The following is a 20,774-nucleotide window of genomic DNA, read 5'->3' on the forward strand; positions in this document are numbered from 1 at the left end:
TTGACCTTGGCAATCCCATCCGTCAACACCCCTGTACGCAATGCGCTGTCCCCACCATGGACGCTGAATTCCCTCAGCAGAAAGTCCAATGAACGCCGCTGACCAGGAGGAAGACCCAAGGCCACCGGCTCCGGCCATGGACACCGGCCCCGACGGCTGACGCCGTCCATCTGAACTCGTCGGCGGATTTTCGTTATCGGCGGCCGGCTGCCGGATCTCCCGAGTGTTGGACCTGCACGCAGCAAGACCCGCACCGGAGAGGGAACCGCCATGAACCACGAGCCGGCCAGGCATCGTAAAACCAGGGCGCACCGAGGGCGGCAGCCCCGTTGGGTGGTGGCGGCAGGCGGTGTGGCCGCGCTGACGACCGTGCTGGGTGGTGGGTACGGCATCGCCCGGTCGCTGAGCGGCGCCACGCCCGGTGACGCACTGACGGCGGCCGACGCGGATCAGCGGTCCAGGGCAGCGGCGGAGCCCGTACGGAAGGCGCGTTCCGACGTGTCGTCCACGACTCCGGCACCGACACCGACGCCGTCCAGGGCACCGACCGCCACAGACCGGAAGAACACCGCCCGGCGGCAGGCCGCCACCGCTGCCTCGTCGAGTCCCCGTGTGACCGCCGCGCCCGGGGCCACAGCTGACGACGGTGCCGGGCGCACCGTCCCCGGTGCGGACACCCCGGCAGGCGGTTCCGGCGGAAACAGCGGCAGCCTGGCACGGCAAGTCATCGCGATGGTCAACGCGGAACGCGCCCAGAAGGGCTGCTCCCCGCTCGCCGTCGACGCCAGGCTCCAGGCCGCGGCACAGCGGCACTCGGACGACATGGCCGCCCGCAACTACTACGACCACACCTCTCCCGATGGCGTCGGCCCGGGCGACCGGATCACGTCCGCCGGCTATCGCTGGAGCACGTACGGCGAGAACATCTTCAAGGGTCCCCAGGACGCGCGCACCGCGATGGCCGGCTGGATGAAGAGCCCCGGACATCGTGAGAACATCCTCAACTGCGCTTTCACCCAGATCGGCGTCGGCGTCAACTCCGCCGCCAACGGCCCTTGGTGGACCCAGGACTTCGCCGCCCACTGAGCGCGCACCGAGCGGTGGCTTGGGCCGAGGGCTACGACGTCCCGACGCGCGTGAACGTCACGTCGAAGTCCGGCATCCACAGCTCGCCGTCGCCTGACCGCTCCCAGCCGCCCTCGATCGTGTCGCCTCCCTCGCGGAAGGTGGCGGTGAACCGTTGGTGGAAGCCGGGAGCGGTACGCCACTGTTTCCACACGCCGTCGTTCACGGTCGTCCGGTAGACGCGAGCGACGCCGCGGCCGTCGGCGTACAGGGTGGTGAACTCGCCGGCCGTCTCGTCATAGCCGGTCAGCGTCACGGTGGGGAACGGCGCGTGCGCACCCCACTCTGCGGGAAGGGATGTCTCCGGGCCCACATCCGCGCGCTGAACGAGGAAGGCGCCACCCTCAAGCCACGCGAACTCCACCCGCACGGGCCCGACATCGCGGCCGAGTGCCCACATGTCCCACTCGCCCACCAGCGCGTCCAGCTGACGCAGTGCGCTGTGGGGTGTTGGCTCCCGCATCGTGGTCTCCTCTTCTCGGCCGACCGGTCCCGTTCCCGGCCCATTCCCGGCCCATTCCCGGCCCATTCCCGGTCCATTCCCGGTCCCTCTCAGCCCGCACTCTCCCCACTTCAGCAACATTTCATCGAATTTGCATCGCCTCGCGAAAGAGTTCGCACGGCGCGTCGGGTCCCCGGTGCGCCTTCGCCCCGGGCCCGGCCCACGGGACCGGCGTATGCCGTGCCCGATGGCGAGAACCGAACGGACATAAGCGAGTTGCCCCGTGAGTGAGACCCCGCAGCCGGACCCCCGAGAGGGCTTTGGCGAGGCCGGCCCCGCACAGCCGCTCCCGCAGGGAGCCCCGGACTGGGGCCCTGCGGCGCCGACCCCGGGCCAGGTACCGCCCCCGGTGCCGGGCCAGGCACCGCCCCCGATCCCGGAGCGGGCGCCAGGTGCGCCCTCGGCCTGGTCGCAGACGGTCCCGGCGACGCTGCCGCAGTCCGGTGGCCCGGCCGCGGGGCGGGCGGGCGGCAATCGACGGTCCTGGCTGATCGGCGGCGGCGCGGCGCTCGCCGTGGCCGCGATCGTCGGCGTGGTCGTCCTCGCCACGTCGGGGGGCGACGGGAAGAGCACCGCCTCGCAGCAGTCCTCCGCCGGCGCCGGCCGGCCGCCGGCGCCCGGATCGCCGGAGGCCGAGGGGAAGACGTACACCAAGGTGCCCGAGGGCTGTCAGCTGATCAAGGCGTCCACTATCGCCCGCATCGCGCCCGGCACCGAGTGCAAGCCGTCGCAGTTCGACAACGCCACCATGGCAGCGATGATCACCAGGATGCCGAACTGGAAAACGGCCTTCGGCTCCGGTGGCGCGTTCCTCAGCATGGACGTGAACCTCTCGGTCGGCCCAGCGGGCAAAAACATGTACGACATGGACAAGCACACCGCTCTCCACGCCCTGGACAAGATGCGCAAGATCACCGACTCCCGGCCGCTCCACGATCTCGGCGACGAGGCCCATCTCGTCCACGCCGTCGACAAGAACCCGATGGATCTGGCCGAGGCAACGGTGATCGTCCGCTCCGGCAACGCCGCGTACACCGTGGGCTACACCTACGACGTGGCGCGCTCCGGCAAGAACCAGCAGCAGGCCGAGGACGCCGCCATCGCCGCCGCCCGCGATGTCCTCGGCTCCCTCCACTGACCCGGCCGCAGCACAGTGGACACGCCTCAGCACGGCGGCAGCGGCGCGACGGTGCCGCGGACCCGTCAGCACACCACCCTCGCGCGCCCGCATGCGGCGCAGCCGTCGGCCCCTGCCGCGGTCCCACAGCAGCAGGGTCCGGCCCGGATCGGCCCGTACGAGGTCTTCCATCTCCTCGGCGAGGGCGGCATGGGCCGGGTCTACCTGGCCCGGTCACCGGGCTCGCGCCTGGTCGCCCTGAAGGTCATCCGGCCCGAGTACGCCGAGGCGCCGAACTTCCGCGGGCGCTTCCGGCGCGAGGCCGACGCCGCCCGTAAGGTCAGCGGCTTCTTCACTCCCCCGGTGCTCGACGCGGACGCCGACTCCCCCCAGCCCTGGCTGGCCACCGCCTACATCCCCGCACCGTCCCTGCACGATGTCGTACGCGACTTCGGCGTGCTGCCCGAGCCTGCCGTGCGGGCCCTGGGCACCGGACTCGCGGAGGCGCTGGTGGCGATCCACGCCGCCGGTCTCGTCCACCGGGACCTCAAGCCCGGGAACGTCCTGGTGGCCGAAGACGGGCCGCGCGTCATCGACTTCGGTATCAGCCGGGCGGTGGATGCGACGCAGGTGACGCGGACGGGCGCGGTGATGGGGACGCCCGGCTTCATGGCCCCGGAGCAGATCGTGTCGAGCCGCGAGGCCGGACCGGCGGCCGATGTCTTCTCCCTCGGCTGTGTCCTGGTCTTCGCGGCCACCGGCCTGGGCCCCTTCGGCGCCGGGAACACCGCCGAGATCCTCTACCGGGCCGTGCACGCCCCGCCGCAGCTGACCGACATACCCGACGCGCTGCGTTCGCTGCTTGCGGCCTGTCTGGACAAGGATCCGGCCGGCCGACCGAGCACCGCCGCGTTGCTGGCCGCGCTGGGTTCCGCCGAGCCCTCCGCGCTGCTCACGCCGGGTCTGCGGGAGGACCTGGCCCGGCGGCAGGCGCACGCCGCCGTCTTGGTGACCGCGCCTCCGATACCCGTCACCCCGCTGGTCCCGGGGGCCCCGAGCGGGCCGAGCCGCCGCCGCTTCCTGTGGATCGCCGCGGCCGGCGGCACCGCGGCAGCGGCCGCAGGCGCCGCGGCCCTGGCCGACTGGGGGTCGCGGCCCGACCGCGCTACGGGCCGCGGCAGCGGCAGGGGCACCGCGGTCCGGCCCGGCGCCAAGGTGCCCCCGGGCCCGAAGCCACAGTGGTCGCGCCCGCTGCGGCGCCTGGAGAACGGACAGCTGCGGCTGCTCGGCGACACCCTCGTGCGCTGGGACGAGAGGACGGCGATCGGCTATGACACCGCGACCGGACAGGAACGGTGGACGGCCGCCCCCCGCCAGCCGTCCGGCGCCACCGGCAAGCCCACCTGGCTCGGTGTCCAGGGCTCAATGCTGTACGCGACGGCCTGGGGCGACCGCGGCTATCTGCTGGGGCTGGACGGCAACGGCCAGCTGAAGTTCAGCCACCCCGTCACCGAGCCGACCGAGGGGTCCTCCTTCCCCGACACCCTCCACGACGTCTTCTGTGTCGCCGGCTCCGTCGCCCTCCTCGGCGCCTCCGGCGACCAGGGCTACGCCGTATACGCCCTGAACCTCAGCACGGGGAAGGTGCTGTGGTCCCGCAAGGTCACCGGCAGCGACTTCCACGCCTCCTCCGACGGACACCGCTGCTTCCTGCACGACGGCAGCACCGTCCACGGCCTCGACCTGCGCAGCGGCACGGTGCACTGGACGGTCCGGGACGTCGTCCGGCCCGGCGACTACCCGGACCTGACCACCGACGGGAACGCGCTGCTCGTCACCAGCACGAAGGTGCAGGCGTTCCGCGCCACCGACGGCCGCCGACTGTGGACCGCCGTCGACGAGCCGACCGTCCTCAACCCCGCCACCGTCCTGGGCAATCGGGCCTACGTCGTGGACGGCCAGGACACCGTCTTCGCCCTCGGCACCGGCGACGGCAGGCAGCGGTGGCACACCGCGAGCCCGCTCTCCCTCGACCCGCGCAGCGCCTCCGATCCGGGCCCCTGCGTCTCCTCGTCCCTGCTCGCATATCCCCTGTTCAGCGGCGACACCCCGGGCTTCATCGTCCTGCGCACCGCGGACGGCAAGGTCCTGTGGGCGCACCGGGGTTCGGGCGCCGAAACCAAGAACAAGAGCACGGCGTGGCGGCTGCAGATCGCCGGCACCACCCTCTACGCCGCATCCGACACCACCCTCTACGCCTTCCGGAGCGACCCCCGATGACCACGCCGACCACTCAGGCCGACACCGCCACCCCGCACATCGGGCCGTACCGAGTCATCCGGGAACTCGGCGCGGGCGGCATGGGCCGCGTCATGCTGGCCGCATCGCGCAGCGGCCGTGCCGTCGCCGTCAAGGTCGTACGGGCCGAACTGGCCGCCGATCCCGACTTCCGGCGGCGCTTCAAGGCGGAGGTGGACGCGGCGCGCGCGGTCGGCGGCGCCTTCACCGCACCGGTTGTCGACGCCGACCCCGAAGGGCCGCAGCCCTGGCTGGCCACCGCATACATCCCCGGCCCGTCGCTCGCCGATGCCATCGAGGCCCACGGGCCCATGCCCGAGGCCACCCTGCGGGTGCTCGGTGCGGGCCTGGCCGAGGCGCTGGCCGCCATCCACCGCGCGGGACTGATCCACCGCGACCTCAAGCCGTCCAACATCCTGCTCACCTTCGACGGGCCCCGAGTCATCGACTTCGGCATCAGCCGGGCCGTCGACGGCACCGTGCTCACCGCGGAGGGCCAGATCATCGGGTCGCCCGGTTTCATGTCGCCCGAGCAGACGATGGGGGCCGAACTCGGCCCCGCCAGCGATGTGTTCGCCCTCGGCGCCGTGCTCGCCTATGCGGCCACCGGCACCCCGCCCTTCGGCACCGGCGCGGCCCACGCGCTGCTCTACCGGGCCGCCCATGAGGCGCCCGAGCTGGACGGCGTCCCGCAGGCCCTGCTCGGCACCGTCGCCGCCTGCCTCGACAAGGACCCGGTCCGGCGGCCGTCCGTCGCGCAGTTGCAGGGGTGGCTGCGTCCGTCGACCACCGCCGGCTGGCTCGGCGCGGTCGAACTCCAGGTGGCCGAGTCGGAGCGCAGCCTGCACGACGCGGTGCGACCTCCCCTGCTCAGTCGGCGCCGGCTGCTCTTCGGCGGCGCGGCGCTCGCCGCGGCCGCGGCCGCCGGAGGCACCGCCCTGCTGCTCCGCTCGGGCGACGGGGAAGCGCCCGCCACGCCCGAGCTGTCCTGGACCGGGGACCTCCCGCAGTCCGACATGTCCCTGCTCAAGGTGGCCGATTCCACGCTGCTGTGCGGCGGGAAGACCTCGGGGGCCTGCTTCGACCGGGCCACCGGCAAGCTGCTGTGGAAGGACCTCAGCGGCCAGAACACCGCCGCCCTCGCCGACGACAAGCGCGTGTACACCGTACGCACCGACGGAAAGGTGCACGGCCTCGACGGCCGCTCCGGAAAGGAGCTGTGGGCCGCCTCCCCGACCGGATCGGGCGCGCCGCACCTGGAGTTCACCAGTGGCTCGCTGGTCGTGACCACGGGCGACCGCGGGCGCTTCCAGGGCCTGGACGCCTCGACCGGAGCGGTGCGCTGGACGTCGCCGGACATGGGCGCGCTCACGGTGGTCGGTACCACCGAGGCGGGCCGGCTGATCGTCTGGGGCAGCGTCGCGAAGACGTCCACGACCGCGATGCTCAACGGCTACACCGCCCTCGCTCCGGACACCGGGACCCGTCTGTGGTCGAAGGACCTCGTCACCCTCTACCCGCCGGCCAAGGGCAAGGTGCTCTACGGCGTCGACGGCGGCATGAACCTGGTCGCCCTCAAGGCCGAAGACGGCGGCACGCTGTGGAGCAAGCCCACCGCACTCCCGCCGACGAACAGTCAGTTCCTCATGTACGAGGGGTCCTTGAGCCTGCACGACAGCACCCTGTTCTGCTACCCGGGCACCGGCGCCAACGGCGCGACCAGCGGGCTGCTCGCGGCCTTCGACGCGGCGACGGGCAAGACCCTGTGGAGCGTGCGGACCGCGGCCCGGGGAAACCGGGGCTACGACGTGTCCGGCACGACCGTCTGCTATCTCGACAAGGTCCTGCACGCCGTCGACGCCCGCACCGGAGCGGCCCGTTGGACGGCCGGTTCCGGTCTCGGCACACTCCAGTTCCTGGGCGCCGTACGCCACCTCTTCCTCGCCGCGGGCCCGAAGGGGCTGTACGCCTTCCACGCTGAAACCGGCAAGCAGGTCTGGACGTACCCGGTCAGCGGCGGCTCCGGCTACTGGTCGGCGTATCCGGTCGGCGACCACCTGTTCGCCAGCTCGTCCGGCAAGCTCTTCTCCTTCTCGGTGCCCACGGCATAGGGGCCGCGGCACAGCAGGCATGGCCGACCGGTCGGTCAATGCTGCCGACGGTGCACCCGGGCAAGGAGCAGGACGGTGTCATCGGCCGGAGAGCTCGGTACGAGGCGGGTGAGGATCCGGTCCGCCGCATCCTCCAACGAGTCCGGGATCCGGCCCAGTTCCGCACTCAGGGCGTCCAGGCCCTCCTTGATGTCATGGCCGCGCGCCTCGATGAGGCCGTCGGTGTACAGGGCGAGGGTGGCACCGTCGGGCAGGTCGACCTCCGTGGTGCGGAAGGGGGCGCCGCCGACGCCGAGGGGGATCCCCAGGACGTCGTCGATGAGCTCGATCCGGCCGTCCGGATGGCGGACCAGGGGCGGCGGATGGCCGGCGCTGGCGATCCTGGTGCGCCCGGTGGTGGGGTCGTAGCGCATATAGAGGCAGGTCGCGAGCTCGATGCCCGCCTCATGGGCGCACTGGTCGAGTTCGGTCATCAGCTCGTCCGGTTCCTGGTCGTGCCGGGCCAGCGTCTTGGCGGTGATGCGCAGCCTGCCCATCGCCGCGGCGGCCGAGACGCCGTGTCCCATGACGTCGCCGACGAGCAGGGCGACGCGGTGGTCGGGCAGGGCGACCACGTCGTACCAGTCGCCGCCGACCTCGGTGAGGTGGCTGCCGGGCAGGTAGCGGTGGGCGATGTGGAGGTAGGGGCCGATCACCAGGGAACTGGGGAGGAGAGCGCGTTGGAGGGTGAGCGCGATGTTTCTCTCGCGGCTGTACAGCCGCGCGTTGTCCAGGCAGAGCGCGGCGCGGGAGGCGAGTTCTCCGGCCAGGCCGAGATCCTGCTCGGTGAAGGTCGGCCGGGCCGCGGACCGGCCGAAGATGGCGAATCCCTGGACCGTTCCCCGGGCGATGAGCGGGGCGATGAGGAGCGAGACGAGATCGCCGTCGGCCAGCATCCGGGCGCGGTTCTCGTCCAGCACGGTGCGCACCAGGAACTCCTGGTCCAACGGGACGGAGATCGGACGGCCGGTGCCCAGCATCCGGTGGATGGCGGAACCCGGCGGATAGTGCACGGCTTCCCCCTCGCTCATCAGCCCCGTCAAGGAAGAGGGCAGGACGCTGCCGAAGGCGATGCGACGGGTGATCACCGGCAGTGCCGGGTCGAAGGCCACATGCTCGTCCATCCATTCCACGAGCTCCACGACGGCCCCGTCGGAAAAGTCCGGAACCGCGGTGTCGACCAGCTCCTGCGCCGTGACCTCCACATCCAAGGTGGTACCGATCCGGGCGGAGGCCCGGTCCAGCAGCGCCAGCCGCTCACGCGTGGCGGTGGCCTCCACGATCGCCTGCTCCCGTTCGGTGACGTCCACCAGCAGTCCGCCCACGCCCGGCAGCGTCCCCACCGCCCGGGTGAGGGGGAAGAAACTCACTGACAGGACCCGGTCCCGGTCCGGGTGGCCCCGGGTGCGCATGCCCACCAACGCCCCGGTGACGGGCTTGCCGTCCGCGGCGATGGTGCGCAGCATCCGCTCGAACGCTCCCCCGTCCGAGGCGATCATGATCTCGGTGAGACGTCGCCCCAGGTGGTCCCCGATGGGGAGCCCGTCGATGTCGGCGAGGGCCTGGTTGAGGTGGAGGTAGCGCAGGTCTTCGTCGAGCATGACCAGGCCGATGGGGCAGGTCTCGAAGATGGCGTCGAGGAAGGCGAGGTTGGTCTTGACCCGGTCCAGCTCGTCGCCCCGGCTCGCCAGGACCATGACCACTGCATGCTCGGCCACGCCGGTTACCGGGAAGACCCGGAACCCGCAGCCGAAGACCGCACCGTCCCGATTCCTGGCGGTCAGGCGACCACGCCAGTAGCCCTCGGCCCGGCCGCGCTCGGCCATATAGGAGCAGGCGTCCGGACGGTCTTCGGGAGCCCCGGCGAAGAGCCGGGCGCCGGGCTCCGAGAGCACCTGCGCGGCCTGGTACCCGAAGAGATCCTCCGCACCAGGCCCCCAGAAGCAGACCCGATCATGATCATCGAGACCGAACACGGCAACGGGCACATGCTCCAGCAACGACCCGGGCTCGGACCAGAGCGGACCTCGGGCCTTCCCGACGCTCGGCCGATCTGATGGCACCGGCTGCCCCTTCCACCCTCCGTACACGGTGGCTCGCGCATAGTGGCCGGTCCGCCCTCCGCACGGCAGAGCGGCTCCCCTCAATTCTGCGCTCGGCCCCCATACGCGGACAGTCAGACGTGCAGCCGGGTCCGCGGCGAGCGGCACGTGACCACCGTGATCGCGTTCCGGCGGGGGGCCCGGACGGACCGGGCGAGCACCTGGTGGGCGGCCCGAGCATCACCGCGTCCAACGCTTCTCCCGGCCACCGCCCCCTCCTCTCCCCTCCCCGGGAATCACCGCCCCCATACGACTGTTGTGACCTCTCGACCGGCGCGTGATCAACAACGAGGGGGCATGCCATGGCGGGCGGCGACAACCAGGTGCACGGGACCGTGACGGAGGGGTTCGAGGGCGTACGGGAGGCGTTCGCGGCGGTGCTCGACGAGGCGCGGGACGCGCCCGAGGCGCAGCTCGTGGTGCATGTCGACGGCCGCCGGGTGGTGGACCTGTGGGGCGGCCCCGGTACCACGGCGGACACGCTGACCGGCGTCTACTCCCTCACCAAGGGCGCCGCCCACCTCGTGGTCGCGCTCCTGGTACAGGACGGCGTCCTCGATCTGGACCGCGAAGTGGCCGCGTACTGGCCGGAGTTCGGGGCGGAGGGCAAGGAGCAGCTCACCCTGCGCGAGCTGCTCGCACACCGTTCCGGAGTCGTCGGCGTCGACGGCGGGTTCACCACCGGGGAGTTGGCCGACGACCGGCTGATGGCCGCGCGGCTCGCCGGACAGCGGCCGTTCTGGGAGCCGGGAACGGCCTACGGCTATCACGCCTTCGTGATCGGCGCCCTGACGGGCGAGGTCGTGCGGCGGGTGACCGGCCGCTCGATCCATGAAATCTACGAGGAGCGGATCCGGGCGCCGTACGGGCTCGACTTCCACCTGGGCCTGCCCGAGGCGCTCGAAGCGCGCTATGCCGACGTGCTGCCGCTGCTGCCCACCCCGCAGGAGGCCGAGCAACTCGCGGCCAATGCCGCGGCCCCGGACAGCGTCAGGGCCGTCGCCTTCAACCAGAACGCGACGACGCCGACCGACCTGGTGGCCTTCGCCAACACCCGTGCCGTCCGGGCGCTCGGCCCCACGTCGTCCGGCGGGGTCGGCACGGCGCGGGGCGTGGCGGGGATGTACGCCGCGGCGATCAGCGAGGTGGACGGCCGGGCGCCCCTGCTGAAGCCGGAGACCGTCACCAAGTTCGCCCGCGTCCACTACCGCGGAACCGACCTGGTCACCGGCATCGAGGACGCCTTCGGCCTGGGCTTCGAGGGGCTGAGCGGCCGCTATCCCTTCCTCGGCCCGGACACCTTCGGCCACAGCGGCGCGACGGGCTCGCTCGGCTTCGCGGACCCGGACAGCGGCGTGGCCTACGCGTACACACGCCGCCGCTTCGGCTTCCCGACGGGGGTCGGGGCAGCCCTGGAGAACCACCGCCTGGCCGAGGCCGCGGTGCGGGCGGCCGGCGGGCGTTAGGGCCTGCCCGGTGGGGCACCTCCCAGCGTCGGCTGGGGGAGCGTCGCGGGCCCAGGCCGACCCACCCGACAGGCTTGGGCGGGTATCGACAGTGGATCTTTGACATAAACCGCCAGGATCGACAGAGCCTCCCGAGCCGGTAAGGGCTGGCCACGGAAGACGCCCGCCGACCGTTGACGTGTGCCTTTACAGTCCCCGGGCCGATGCAAGGTGAGAGGTGGTTTGGGCCGTGTAGAAGGATGGTTGGAGTCGGCCGGTCAGGGTCAGGAAAGCAACGAACGTGCCTGTGGCGATCCAGCCGGGCCATCCGGCCATGCCCATGTGCAGGGGATCAAGTGCTGCTTTGGGATCAGCGAACCTCTTGACCATATCGACACTCACCGAACTGACGAATGCATGGCCGATGACGGCGGGTACGACCGAGCCGGAGCGCAGGCGCAGCCATGTGAAGACCGGCAGGATGAGGATGCAACTCACCAGCATGGCAGGCACCGACACATACCAAGGCCGACCCGGGTACTGGCCGCCCATCAGCAGGGTGGGCAGGTGCCACAGTGCGAAAGCCGCGCCGGTGACTGCGTACGCCCGTATCAGGCTCCGGCGGTCACCGACTTGTGCGAGGCGCGGGAAGAGGTAACCCTGCCAGCCCAGTTCCTCGCCGAAGAACAGCGGGAGCGACAGCAGCATGTTCAGCGCAGCTCCGGCCGCCCACGCGCCGAGCCCGTTCCAGTGCACTCCACTGAAGGGGTAGCTGCCGGCGAAGGTGCCGATGACAAGGGAAGCCGTGGTGAGTCCGGCGGGGACGGCGAAGGCCGTCAGGGATGCCCGCACAGCGCGCCCCCAGGGCTTCGGCCACCGCAAGGCGAGGACGTCCCGCACCCGTCCACTGCGCTCGACGCAGCGGACGACGATGATCGCGGCGAGGGCAGGGGCCAACATCGCGGCCGCGATACACACCTGCTCCAGCGCACCGGTCTCCTCGCGTGCGTCACCCCGCCGATAACCACTGGCCAGGAGCGGCGACATGGCTGCCCACATGCCGATGTAAGCGACACCGAGGTAGACGAACAGACCGCCTCGCCGGTTTACGTGCGGTAAGGACCCCGTTGAGAACATCATGATGCGAACGCTACGGGGCAGCGCAGCGGCGAAGAATCTGGCTGGCACACGTATCGGAACTGGATCTAACCGCACTTCCTGCATGGGGATATCCCTACCAACCAAAAGCCTGGGTGCGGTTCCCCCGTTGATCCCCATTCCCTGTTGTGTCCAGCCTCAGGTTGTGTCCAGCCTCAGCCACGCCCGTTCGCACCATCGGAGGCACCACCGGTGGTCGCTCAGCCTCGTCGCCATCCATGGTGATCCCGATGTCATGACCGGCTCAGCACTAAGGTGCCCGTGCACACTTGGCTGCGCCTGGGGCATGGCCACGTCATCCTCAGGTCGGCCACTCGTTCGTCTGCCCGACCTCAGGAGCTCGTGAGGATGACGAGTTGCCGGGTCGCCCGGGTCATCGCGACATAGCGGTCGACCGCTCCTTCGACGCCGTTGCCGAACTCCTCCGGGTCGATGAGGACGACCAGGTCGAACTCCAACCCCTTGGACAGCTCCGGGGTCAGCGACCGGACACGTCGGTCAGCGCGGGACGTCGTCCGGAAGGTGCCCTCTCCGATGTCGCCGGTGCCGATGACGCAGGCGATCCCCTCGGCATGTGCGGCGAGCCAGGTGTCGAGGATCGCGTCCAGGTCCGCGACGGAGCCGTGTATGACGGGGACGCCGCTGCTGCGAATGGACGTCGGCACGTTGGCGTCCGGGAGCGCGGCCCGGATGACCGGCTCGGCTTCCGCCATGATTTCTTCCGGCGTCCGGTAGTTGATGCTCAGCGAGGCCAGGTTGATCCGGTCGAGCCCGATCCGCTCCAGCCGTTCCTGCCACGACTCCGTGAACCCGTGCCTGGCCTGGGCCCGGTCCCCGACGATGGTGAAGCTCCGGGACGGGCACCGCAGCAGCAACATCTGCCACTCCGCATCGGTCAGTTCCTGGGCCTCGTCCACGACGATGTGCGCGAACGGTCCGGCGAGAAGGTCCGGGTCGGCAGTGGGCAGTTCGGACTCGTCGACCAGGCTGACCTGGGCGTCCTGGCCGCGCAGCATCCTCACCAGGCCCTCGCCGTCGTCACCGTCGGCGCCGGAGTCGACTGCGGCCTGGATCAGGTTGTCGACGACCTGATCCATGCGCTCGCGCTGGGCAGCGAGGACGGCCTGGTGCCGACGCTTACGTCGTGCCTCCTCCGGATCGCCGAGCCGCTGCCGCGCCGCGTCCAGGAGAGGCAGATCGGACACTGTCCATGCCTGGGGAGCCTCCTTGCGCTGCAACGTCCGGATCTCGTCGCGACTGAGCCAGGGAGCGCACATCCGCAGGTAGGCGGGTACCGACCAGAGGTCTCCGACGAGGTCGGCCGCTTCGAGCAGCGGCCATGCGCGGTTGAGGGTGGTGACCAGCTCTTCGTCGTGCCGCAGCGACCTGCGGAAGAGGTCGGGCGAGACATCTCCGTCGTACTTGTCCATGAGGATGGTGACCAGTTCCTCCCAGATCTGCTCACGCGCCTCGTTGTGCGGCGTACCTGGTTCCGGTGCCTGGAATGCCTCGGCCCAGTCGTCGGCACTCAGCCAGATGTCGGACCAGTCGGTCGTGACGGTCACGCCCTCGGCGGGCGGCTCTTCGTAGAACCTGACGGCCGTCTCGATCGCCTTGACCATGTCCGCGGACGATTTCAGGCGGGCCACGTCGGGATCCGACTCGATCGCCGCTCCGGCTCCCTCGGCGACGAGGTCCCGCAGCGTGCAGGTCTGCACCCCCTCCTCTCCGAGGCTGGGCAGGACATCGGCGACATAGGCCAGGTAGGGCTGGTGCGGACCGACGAACAGCACACCGCCCCGGCGGTGCGCGAGGCGGGGATCGGAGTAGAGGAGATAGGCGGAGCGGTGCAGAGCGACGACGGTCTTCCCCGTACCCGGACCGCCGTCGACGACGAGAGCGCCGCGGGATCCCGCGCGGATGATGGCGTCCTGGTCGGCCTGGATGGTGCCGAGCACATCGCGCATCCGCGGCGACCGGTTGCTGCCCAGGCTGGCGATGAAGGCGGACTGGTCGTCGAGCGCGGCATGCCCGACGAACCCGTCCGAGGTAAACACCTCGTCCCAGTAGTCGCTGATCCGGCCACCGGTCCAGCGATATCTGCGGCGGCTCGCCAGACCCATCGGGTTGGCGTGGGTGGCCCCGAAGAACGGCTCGGCCGCGGGGGAACGCCAGTCGAGCAGCAATCGACGTCCCGCGCTGTCGGTCAGGCCGAGTCGTCCGACGTATACGGGCTCGGGGTGGTCCGCGCTGACCATGTGTCCGAGGCACAGATCCAAACCGAAGCGCCGCAGTGTGCGCAGGCGAGCGCTCAGCCGGTGGATCTCCGTGTCCCGGTCCATCGCCTGCCTGCCTATGCCGCCGGGCGCCTTGCGCTCGGCATCGAGGCGGTCGGACACCTCGGCGATCGACTGCTCCAGGCACTCCGCGAGGTCCGCGAAGTGCTGCTCGTCGCCCGCGATCAGCGTGGGGTCGGCCTTGGGCGCGAGACGGTCGGGAAGGTCGAATGCGCTGGTGGTCAGGGGGTTCACGTCATCAGCTCCGAAGCTTCGTTCTGGGGCCGCATGCGACCATGGCGCGCGGCACGGCGCCCGAGACGGGCATGACGAACCTGGGGGCCACGACGAGGACGCAATGCTGCGCCGCGCCTGGTGTGGAACCCCATGGCTGGATAGCCGAATAGCCGTATAGCCGTTGTCGGTTCAGGTCGCCGGGGTGTGCAGGTTTTTGTGTTCTGGTGCCGGTGCTCTGGCGTTGGTGCTCTGCTGCCTGTGTTCTGGGCCTGGCTAGACGACCCCGAGTGGTTCAGTTCACGCCGGTACGGGCGGCCTCTAGCGGCTGACCGCGTCCAGCAGCAGCCGCGCGGCCACCGTGGCTCCGTCGGCGCGGATCATTCCGGCCACGGCGGTCGCCCGTGCGCGGGTCTCGGGGGCCAGGGCCGTCCCGAGCGCGGCCGACAGGGACTCGACGGTCGGCGTCGGACCGTCGTGTGCCACGCCGATGCCCAGATCGGCCACCCGACCCGCCCAGTACGGCTGATCCGCCGCCTGCGGGACCACCACCTGGGACGCGCCGGCCCGGGTGGCCGTCGTCGTGGTGCCCGCGCCGCCGTGGTGCACAACGGCGGCCACCCTGGCGAAAAGTGCGTGCTGATTGACCTCGCCGACGACGAAGCAGTCCTCCTGACCGTCGATCGGGGCCAGGTCGGCCCAGCCGCGGGCCACGACCGCGCGGCGCCCCTGCTCGCGGACCGCCTCCATGGCCACCTTGGCGACGTCCGCGGAGCCGTGCATCGGCATACTGCCGAACCCCACGTACACCGGTGGTGTGCCGGCGTCCAGGAATGCCACCAACTCGGCCGGGAGCGGGTGCACGTCGGGCAGGATCCATGCGCCGGTCTGGACGACGTCGAGGTCCGGCGTCGGCTGCCACGGGTCCAGGACCGGGTCGGTCGCCAACCACGGCCGGTCGCCGAGGACATAGGCGCGGACGTCGTCCACCGGGGGCAGGCCGTTCGCCACCCGGTGGGTGTTGAGCGCCGCACCGAACAACGCGTTGATGCTTTGGGCGTCCAGGTCCCACAACTCCCGGTTGTCGGTCACCTCCGACGGGAGCGGCCGGCCCGGATACGCCAGCGGCGGGCGGTGCGGCGACGGCAGGGTGAGCTGCTGGAACGTCACGGAAACGGAGCGGATGCCCAGCTTCTCGGCCACCGACAGCGCGCCGGCCGCGGCCGGCATCATGCCGGTCGCCACGAGCGCATCGCATCCCTCGGCCGCCGCGGGGATCGCATCGAACTGCCCGGCGATCACCTCGGCCGCACGCTGGGGCAGGGACGACGGCGGCGGCGCCGCCTTCGTCCATGCACGCGCCGACCGGCCGACGGGCACCAGCGCCACACCGACATCGGCCAACCGCCGCGCGAAGTCCTCGTCCGGCGGCGCGCACACCCGCACCTCCGCACCGAGCGCCCGCAACTGCACCGCGAGCCCCGCAAGCGGTTCGACGTCCCCCCGCGACCCATACGTCGACAACAACACGCGCACTTCGCGACTCCCATTCCCCCAGGTCCTGGCTTCGGCCGGTAATTCTGCGACACCACCGGGGCCTTGCCGCAAGCCCCCCAGTGCGCTATACCTTGAGAGTGGCAAGGAGTGGTTGAGCTCCTTGCCTTTCTCTTTTGCCGTCCGCAGTCGGCGGCCGTTACGGGGTCGGACGCGACAGGGTGCGAGGGCCGCCGGTACGAAGCCCGGCAGGCATGGTCCCGACCGGGCCGACAGTCTTGTCCGGAACCGCCTCTACCTGCCGTTGTTTACGCGCCAGAGTCGCTCGGTGGCTCTCACGCGATCTGTTCCCCGTCGGGGTGGTCGGTGGACTTCGACAGCTCGTGCCAGGCGGCTGTCTCCGCGTCGAAGGCGGAGCGGGCGTCGGCGACGAGGCGGAGGGCGTCGCTGCCGAGGATGAGGTGGGTCGGCGGCGTCTCGGCCTCCACGATGGCGAGCAGGGCGCGGCCGGCTTGGGCGGGATCGCCGAGCTGCTGACCGCTCATGTCGATGCGGCGTTCGCGGATCGGGGCGAAGAGCGGGTCGTAGTCGGCGATGGTGCTATCTACGCGGTGCATGGAGCGGCCGGCCCAATCGGTGCGGAAGGAGCCGGGCTCGATCGCCGTGACATGAATGCCGAACGGTGCGACTTCCTGGGCGAGCGTGGCCGCGATGCCCTCGACGGCGAACTTGGAGCCGTGATAGGCGGCCAGGCCGGGGAACGCGCGCAGACCGCCCATGGAGGTCACGAACAGGATGTGCCCGGCACGGCGCTCGCGCATGCGGGGCAGGACGGCTTGGGTGACCGCGATGACGCCGAAGACGTTGACGTCGAACTGGTGGCGAAAAGCGTCGGGCGGGGTTTCCTCGAAGGTGCCCTCGACGCCGTAGCCGGCGTTGTTGACGAGTACGTCGATGGGGCCCACCTTGCCCTCGATCGCCGCGACGGTCGGCGCGATGGCATCGGTGTCGGTGACGTCGAGTACGCGGCCGTGGGCGCGGCCTGGGGCGAGGAGCTCGAAGTCGGCGATCTGCTCCGGGTTGCGGACGGTGCCGACGACGGTGTGGCCGGCCTCGAGGGCGGTGGTGGCGAAGGCGCGGCCGAGGCCGCTGCTCACGCCGGTGATCAGGAACGTGCGGGGCATGTGTCTCTCCGTTGGAATCGGAAGTGTCAGACGGTGGAGCGGATAAGCCCGTCGAGCGCAGTGCGCGCGAGCTTCTCGGCGTGCTCGTCAGTGAGGTCGTAGTGGCAGGTGAGCCTGCGGAAGATGAGTGACCCGAAGTGGCCCGAAGAGGATGTCGATGACGACGTCCACGTCGATGGCGGGCGAGGATCATCCGGCAGGACGTCTCCCGGCCAAGGTCGGTGACGCCGTCAACGGCTGTTCGCGGACACCTCGTTCGAGGTGGTGACCGCGTCTGGATCGGCGGCACGGTGCAGCACCGCCGAGCCTTCCACGGGCTTGGACCTCGCCAGCCACAGGCCGGTGAACACGGCGGTGACCAAGGTGATGGCGCCGGCCGCGACGAAGGCGCTGTTGAGGCCGGTCGCGAAGGAGGCGCCGCCGGATTGCCGGGTGCGGACGACGGCTCCGAGTACCGCCACGCCGAGCACCGCTCCGATCTGCCGGGTGGTGCTGCTGATGCCCGAGGCGAGGCCGCCTTCCTGCGGGCTGACCGCTTGGATGGCGGCTCCCGTCAGTGGGGACATGGTCAGGGCGAAGCCGATGCCGACCACTCCCAGCCGCCACCACACGTTCCCGTAGCCGGTGTCGGCGCGCACCACGCCCAGCGCCAGCAGCCCGGAACCGGCCACGGCCAGGCCGATGGTGACCACGCTTCGGAACCCGTACCGGACGGCGAGCCGACCCGCGTACGGGCTGACGATCACCATGGCGACGGAGACCGGAAGGGTCTGCAGGCCCGCGCGCAGAATCGAGCTGCCCTGGACGTACACGAAGAACTGGGAGAAGAAGAACGACGAACCCATGAGCGCGAACCCCACCGCAGTCATCGCGGTGTTGGACACGGTGAACAGCCGCTGCCGAAACAGCCGCAGCGGCAGCATCGGAGCGGAGCGACGCGCTTCGACGGCGAGGAAGGCTGCGAGGAGGATCGCCGCGGTGGCGAAGCTGCTCAGGATCATCGGCGAGGTCCAGCCGCGGGCGCCGCCCTCGATCAGTCCGTAGGTCAGTGCCCCCACCGCCAGAACGGACAGCACCGTCCCCGGGATGTCGATCGCGGGGGCACTCGGATTGCGGGACTCGTCAAGGTGGCGCAGACCGACCGTCAGCAGGATCACGCCGATGGGCAGATTGACCAGGAAGATGGCGGGCCAGCCGAAGGCATCTGTCAGCACGCCGCCGGCCACGGGTCCGGCGGCCAGGCCGATTCCGCTCAATCCGGCCCACAGCCCGATCGCCTTGATGCGTTCTTGCGGAACGGGACAGGCGGCGGCGAGCAGGGCCAGCGAGGCAGGGCTCAACGCCGCGGCTCCGATGCCCTGCAACACCCGGCCGGCGATCAACCAGCCGACCGAGGGCGCGAGGCTGCACAGCACCGATGCGGCGGTGAACACCGTCACGCCGGCCAGGTACACCCGCTTGCGGCCGAATCGGTCGGCGAAAACACCGCCGGACAGCAGCAGCATGGCGACCAGCAGCACATACGCGTCGACGATCCACTGCAGACCGGTCAGTTGAGTGTGCAGCCGGTGCTGCATATCGGGCAGCGCTGCTCCAACAATCGCGTTGTCGAGCAGCACCATGAATTGGCCCAGGCAGGTCACCGTGAGCAGCACGGCCCGGTTTGGTCGACTGCGTACGGCCGCAGGCGATGCAGCCATGGGGACACCTCTCAATCGGTAGTTGCGCCTCTCCATGGCCGACGCGGTCAGCCTCTGGGCGCCCTAACGCAGTCATTGACTGCGTTAGGGGACTGTAGGGAGGCTCGTCCCACAAACGCAAGTCACGACTGCGTTAAGGTGGGGGCATGGACGAGCAACAGCGAGCCCGGCGACCCGGCGGGCGCGGCGCCCGCGTCGGGGCGGCGGTGCACCAGGCCGTCACCGACTTGATCAGCGAGCGCGGCTACGGCAAGTTCTCCGTCGGCGAGGTCGCAGCCCGCGCGGGCGTGGCCGACAGCAGCATCTACCGCCGGTGGGGCAGCCTGGAAACCCTGCTCACCGACGTGGCGCTCACCCGCCTCAACGCGCGGTCGCCGATGCCCGACACCGGGAGCCTGGCCGGCGACCTGCGCGCTTACGCGGCCAACGTGGCCCGCGAGATCACCGGACCCGACGGCCTGGCGTTGCTGCGCCTGTCCGTCGCCCTGTCGAGCAACGGCCAGCAGGGCCTGCAGGCGCGTGACGACCTCCTCGCCGAACGCACCCGGCAACTGCAGTCCATGCTCGATCGCGCCCGCGATCGCGGCGAGCACGCACCCGACGCGTTCGGCGTGCTGGACCACGTGCTGGCCCCGATGTATATCCGCGTCCTGCTCGGCATGGGCCCGCTCACCCCGGACTACGTCGACGGGCTGGTCGACCGATTGCTGTGACCTCGGCCTGGTCCGCGAGATCAGAGCACGAAGGTGCCGACCCTCCGACGCGCGGCCTGGCTCCATCCGTCGGCCGGCGGGCTGTTGCCGCGGATCGGGGTGAAGTCGACGTCCAGGTGCGGGTCGTAGGCGTCGGTTCGTAGGTGAGCTCGTGGGTGGAGTATGCGCCGAAGCGGCCACCCGCATCAGGCGCCTGAAACTCGTCATACGGATGGGCACCGTTACCCAGCTCAGCCCGCAGGCAGATCGAGGCTTCGAACGTGTAAAGGCGCCATGCTCCTTGCCCCACACATGCGCCCCCACCACTCTCACATCCAGCGGCGACCATCCCCCGCACGGCATCTCCAACTTGGCGCATTCACATCCCCACCCTGGGCATGCACCCCTGGCGTCACAAACCCGAACACCCCATGCTGGTGCTCCCGTTCGGCTGGTGGGGCGAACGCAAGTGCCACGTGCTCGAAGAGCGGTCTGGAGGAGCATTGGGTTAATTGCGGAGAAAGACGAGTAACATCCAGCCAACCACCGAGATCGATCAGCCAGAGAAAGTGGGTTGTGCCATGTCAGACTCGGAATTCACTGCACAGGTGTCTGCCAAGCTGAAGAGCATCACGAAAGAGATCGACGACCTGCAGAAGCTCAGGGCAAAGCTGGAGGATCTCCAGCACCACCTGGGAACAACTCCTCGGGGCGAAGCCGACGATGCTGTCGCACCACAGCACTCGGAGGCCGACACCGAGGTGGACAGGCCGGTGACCGTGCCTCCGGCACGAAGCGCCAAGACTTCCGTCCCCAAGGCCCGGCCTGCGAAGAAGACCACCTCGAAGGCGGCAGGAGGCGCGAAGCAGCCACGCAAGGCCTCGTCGGCGAAGGGCAAGGCGCGGCGGAAGAACCCCACCCGCGCCGATCGTCTCCTGGGGCTGCTCGCTGAGCAGCCGCGCACGGTCGCGGAGGTGACAAAGCTGCTGGCGGAGGAGCACCCCGGCCATGCGGCGCCCGAGACCGCCGTACGCAACACCTTGGAGACCTCACTCGTCGCCAAGGGCCTGGCACACCGCAGCAAGCAGGGACGGAACGTCTTCTACTCCCGCCCCGCACCGGCCCCTGAGGGCGGCAACGGAGAAGCCCAAGAAGCAGGCCCTGTCGAGGAGAACAAGCAGGAAATCGTTCCTGCTTCAGCCTGACAGCGCCGCCCCTCACCACCCCTTCCGCCGCCCCGGCGCCTCGCCTGCCTCAGCTCGACTGACACCACTCGGACTCGCCGCCGCTCACCTCT

General features: G+C 70.5%; 14 protein-coding genes. 7 read left to right on the top strand and 7 right to left on the bottom strand.

Features of this window, described 5'->3' with window-relative positions; genetic code table 11:
- The first annotated feature begins 336 nt into the window (after nt 1-336).
- Entirely contained in the window at nt 337-1,086 is a 750-nt protein-coding gene (locus B1H19_RS39155; protein WP_237289037.1) for a CAP domain-containing protein, read from the top strand.
- Between the two features lie 31 nt (nt 1,087-1,117).
- Here B1H19_RS39155 and B1H19_RS01995 read toward each other — a convergent pair whose 3' ends face one another.
- Entirely contained in the window at nt 1,118-1,588 is a 471-nt protein-coding gene (locus B1H19_RS01995; RefSeq protein WP_083102542.1) for a hypothetical protein, read from the bottom strand.
- Between the two features lie 262 nt (nt 1,589-1,850).
- Here B1H19_RS01995 and B1H19_RS02000 point away from each other — a divergent pair, with 262 nt between their 5' ends.
- The 3 genes from B1H19_RS02000 to B1H19_RS02010 are packed head-to-tail and all read left to right on the top strand — an operon-like array spanning nt 1,851 to nt 7,153.
- Nucleotides 1,851-2,765 carry a hypothetical protein gene (locus B1H19_RS02000; RefSeq protein WP_237289038.1) on the top strand — a complete coding sequence of 305 codons (915 nt, stop codon included), beginning with the start codon at nt 1,851-1,853 and terminating at the stop codon, nt 2,763-2,765.
- Nucleotides 2,766-2,780: 15 nt separating this feature from the next.
- Nucleotides 2,781-5,024, top strand: coding sequence for a protein kinase domain-containing protein (locus B1H19_RS02005; protein WP_083102543.1), 2,244 nt, complete (start codon nt 2,781-2,783; stop codon nt 5,022-5,024).
- Nucleotides 5,021-7,153: a protein kinase domain-containing protein gene (locus B1H19_RS02010; RefSeq protein ID WP_083102544.1), complete on the top strand. Its 2,133-nt coding sequence runs from the start codon at nt 5,021-5,023 to the stop codon at nt 7,151-7,153. Before B1H19_RS02005 ends, B1H19_RS02010 begins: the two co-directional genes overlap by 4 nt.
- 35 nt (nt 7,154-7,188) lie before the next feature.
- On the opposite strand, the gene B1H19_RS02015 is transcribed toward B1H19_RS02010, so the two are convergent.
- Nucleotides 7,189-9,282: a SpoIIE family protein phosphatase gene (locus B1H19_RS02015; protein ID WP_335755922.1), complete on the bottom strand. Its 2,094-nt coding sequence runs from the start codon at nt 9,280-9,282 to the stop codon at nt 7,189-7,191.
- Between the two features lie 314 nt (nt 9,283-9,596).
- On the opposite strand from B1H19_RS02015, the gene B1H19_RS02020 reads away from it, so the two are divergent.
- Nucleotides 9,597-10,760: a serine hydrolase domain-containing protein gene (locus B1H19_RS02020; RefSeq protein ID WP_083102546.1), complete on the top strand. Its 1,164-nt coding sequence runs from the start codon at nt 9,597-9,599 to the stop codon at nt 10,758-10,760.
- A 186-nt stretch (nt 10,761-10,946) separates the two neighbouring features.
- On the opposite strand, the gene B1H19_RS02025 is transcribed toward B1H19_RS02020, so the two are convergent.
- From B1H19_RS02025 to B1H19_RS02045, 5 genes are all read right to left on the bottom strand, one after another.
- A complete protein-coding gene (locus B1H19_RS02025) occupies nt 10,947-11,879 on the bottom strand; it encodes a CPBP family intramembrane glutamic endopeptidase (protein WP_237289042.1) in 933 nt (310 codons plus the stop codon).
- Nucleotides 11,880-12,229: 350 nt separating this feature from the next.
- Nucleotides 12,230-14,428, bottom strand: a complete 2,199-nt coding sequence (gene helR, locus B1H19_RS02030; RefSeq protein WP_083102547.1) for an RNA polymerase recycling motor ATPase HelR — start codon at nt 14,426-14,428, stop codon at nt 12,230-12,232.
- A 300-nt stretch (nt 14,429-14,728) separates the two neighbouring features.
- Nucleotides 14,729-15,937: a glycosyltransferase gene (locus B1H19_RS02035; RefSeq protein ID WP_203237311.1), complete on the bottom strand. Its 1,209-nt coding sequence runs from the start codon at nt 15,935-15,937 to the stop codon at nt 14,729-14,731.
- Nucleotides 15,938-16,236: 299 nt separating this feature from the next.
- Nucleotides 16,237-17,085 carry an oxidoreductase gene (locus tag B1H19_RS02040; RefSeq protein ID WP_083102549.1) on the bottom strand — a complete coding sequence of 283 codons (849 nt, stop codon included), beginning with the start codon at nt 17,083-17,085 and terminating at the stop codon, nt 16,237-16,239.
- 230 nt (nt 17,086-17,315) lie between these two features.
- Nucleotides 17,316-18,785, bottom strand: coding sequence for an MFS transporter (locus B1H19_RS02045; RefSeq protein WP_083102550.1), 1,470 nt, complete (start codon nt 18,783-18,785; stop codon nt 17,316-17,318).
- Between the two features lie 146 nt (nt 18,786-18,931).
- On the opposite strand from B1H19_RS02045, the gene B1H19_RS02050 reads away from it, so the two are divergent.
- Nucleotides 18,932-19,498, top strand: a complete 567-nt coding sequence (locus tag B1H19_RS02050) for a TetR/AcrR family transcriptional regulator (RefSeq protein ID WP_083102551.1) — start codon at nt 18,932-18,934, stop codon at nt 19,496-19,498.
- Between the two features lie 491 nt (nt 19,499-19,989).
- Nucleotides 19,990-20,682 (top strand): hypothetical protein, encoded by a 693-nt coding sequence (locus B1H19_RS02055; RefSeq protein WP_159027933.1) that lies wholly within the window; start codon nt 19,990-19,992, stop codon nt 20,680-20,682.
- The last annotated feature ends 92 nt before the right edge of the window (nt 20,683-20,774 follow it).

Source organism: Streptomyces gilvosporeus, from assembly GCF_002082195.1.
GTDB classification, from domain to species: Bacteria; Actinomycetota; Actinomycetes; order Streptomycetales; family Streptomycetaceae; genus Streptomyces; species Streptomyces gilvosporeus.